4 protein-coding genes are annotated in these 1974 nt (G+C 28.2%); all 4 read left to right on the forward strand.

All coding sequences use genetic code 11. The annotated features are described in order from the left end of the window. Positions 1-190, forward strand: a 190-nt coding sequence (locus N5D46_RS14605; RefSeq protein ID WP_280050434.1) for a monothiol bacilliredoxin BrxC family protein, incomplete at its 5' end; no start/stop codon positions are given. A gap of 158 nt (positions 191-348) precedes the next feature. Continuing rightward, positions 349-555 (forward strand): helix-turn-helix transcriptional regulator, encoded by a 207-nt coding sequence (locus tag N5D46_RS14610; RefSeq protein ID WP_280050435.1) that lies wholly within the window; start codon positions 349-351, stop codon positions 553-555. Beyond that, positions 555-875 (forward strand): HipA N-terminal domain-containing protein, encoded by a 321-nt coding sequence (locus tag N5D46_RS14615; RefSeq protein ID WP_280050436.1) that lies wholly within the window; start codon positions 555-557, stop codon positions 873-875. The genes N5D46_RS14610 and N5D46_RS14615 overlap by 1 nt, the downstream gene beginning before the upstream one ends. Before the next feature lies 1 nt (position 876). Then, complete coding sequence (locus N5D46_RS14620) at positions 877-1866, forward strand: HipA domain-containing protein (RefSeq protein ID WP_280050437.1); 990 nt, start codon at positions 877-879, stop codon at positions 1864-1866. Positions 1867-1974: the final 108 nt, after the last annotated feature.

The following is a 1974-nucleotide window of genomic DNA, read 5'->3' on the forward strand; positions in this document are numbered from 1 at the left end:
TGAGCTGAATTATTTAGATTTATTAACGTATAGATCAATATCTAATGAAATTGAACGTCGTTACAATGTTCAACACGAATCACCACAAATCTTAATTATTAAAGATGGGAAGTGTGTGTATAATGCATCACATCGTAAAATAAAAAATGAAGAAATTCAAAAGCAATTAGATAAATTAGTTAGTTTGTAATATATTAACATTGATTATTATATTAATAGTGCAATATATGGCACTAATTGATGCCAATTATATTCAAAATTTATATTAAACCCTAAAAAGTGCATTTAGTTGCACTTTTATTGTTTTATATTATATTTATTCCTAAATTTACTATAAAAGTGCATTATATGACACTATTATTAATTGAACAGATAAAAGAACGTCGTAAAGTTTTAGATATTACACAAGAAACATTGGCTGAAATTTCGGGTGTTGGCTTACGTACACTTAAACAGTTTGAAAGCGGTAAAGGTAATCCAACGTTAGAAACATTACAAAAACTGTGTGATGCCTTAGGGTTGGAAATTAAATTAGAGATTAAAATAATTAAATAATGAGAATAGCTCATATTTTTTATAAAGGCGAAAAGGCGGGAGTTTTGGCTCAGTTAGATAATGGTAGTTTTCATTTTAAATACAATGAAAATTGGTTGTCTGACGAATCTAAACCTTCAATTAGCTTAACCTTACCTAAAAGTCAAATCGAGTTTGAATCTGATACATTGTTTCCGTTTTTTTATCATTTACTACCAGAAGGAGTAAATAAACGAATGATTTGTAAAATGTTTAAAATTGACGAAGATGATGCTTTTGGAATATTATTACAAGCATCTAAAGTAGATACAGTTGGAGCAGTAACAATAGAAAGAGTGTAGAATGAATTTAGAGTTAAAAAATTGTCCAGGTTCTTTAAAAGAAAATTTTAGTACGTATAGTCCAAAGGTATTGAAAAAGATGTTTGATGGCAGAAAAGTAAATCCAATTTTAAACTATACTTCACCAGCTGATCGAAAAGATAAAAACAGTTTTAATCAAAATCAAACGCATATTTCAATTTCAGGATTTCAAGAAAAATATTCGCTCATTCTTGATGGAAATGAATTAAGATTGACCAATGAAAACGAAAGTGGACAATATATTCTTAAGCCAATTTCTGATTTACCTAAAAACAGTGAATTTGCACCAGCAAACGAGCATTTGACGATGCAAATAGCGAAACAAATTTTTAAAATTGAAACAGCAGAAAACGCTTTAATTTTCTTTAAAGGTGGAAGTCCTGCATACATAACAAAACGCTTTGACTATAATACTGTTGGAGAAAAATTAGCAGTAGAAGATTTCGCTTCTTTATTAGGTAAATCACCTGCAACAGATGGCGAACAATATAAGTATGAAGGTAGTTATTTGGAATTATTTGCAGCTTTAAATAAATATGTTCCTGCATGGAAAGTAGAAACGCCTAAATTGTTTACATTAATTGTTTTCAATTATTTATTTTCAAATGGAGATGCTCATTTAAAGAATTTTTCTTTAATAGAAACGCAACAAGGTGATTTTAAATTAAGTCCTGCGTATGATTTACTAAATACTAAAATTCATATAGAGGATTCAGATTTTGCTTTAAAAGAAGGTTTATTACCTAAAACCATTTCAAAAGGAAAAGTCATTGATCAGTTATTTGTATTGGGCGAGAAAGCAGGAATGACAGAGAAATCGATAGTAAAAGTCATTCAAAATTTAACTTCTAAAGAAGAAAAAGTAAAAGATTTAATTTCAAAATCTTATTTATCTGAAAAGTTGAAACGTAATTATTTACAAAATTATCAGCGAAGGTTAAAACGATTAAATTTAGAGTTAAGAAAGTAAAGGATAAATAAATCGTCTGTTATTCTACACAAATTATAAGTATTTGTATGAAATAACGGACGATTTAAGTTGTGTAACCTGTTTCTGAATCCAAACAGGTGCATATTT

Origin of the sequence: Empedobacter sp. GD03865 (genome assembly GCF_029840775.1) — a bacterium.
Taxonomy (GTDB): Bacteria; Bacteroidota; Bacteroidia; order Flavobacteriales; family Weeksellaceae; genus Empedobacter; species Empedobacter falsenii_B.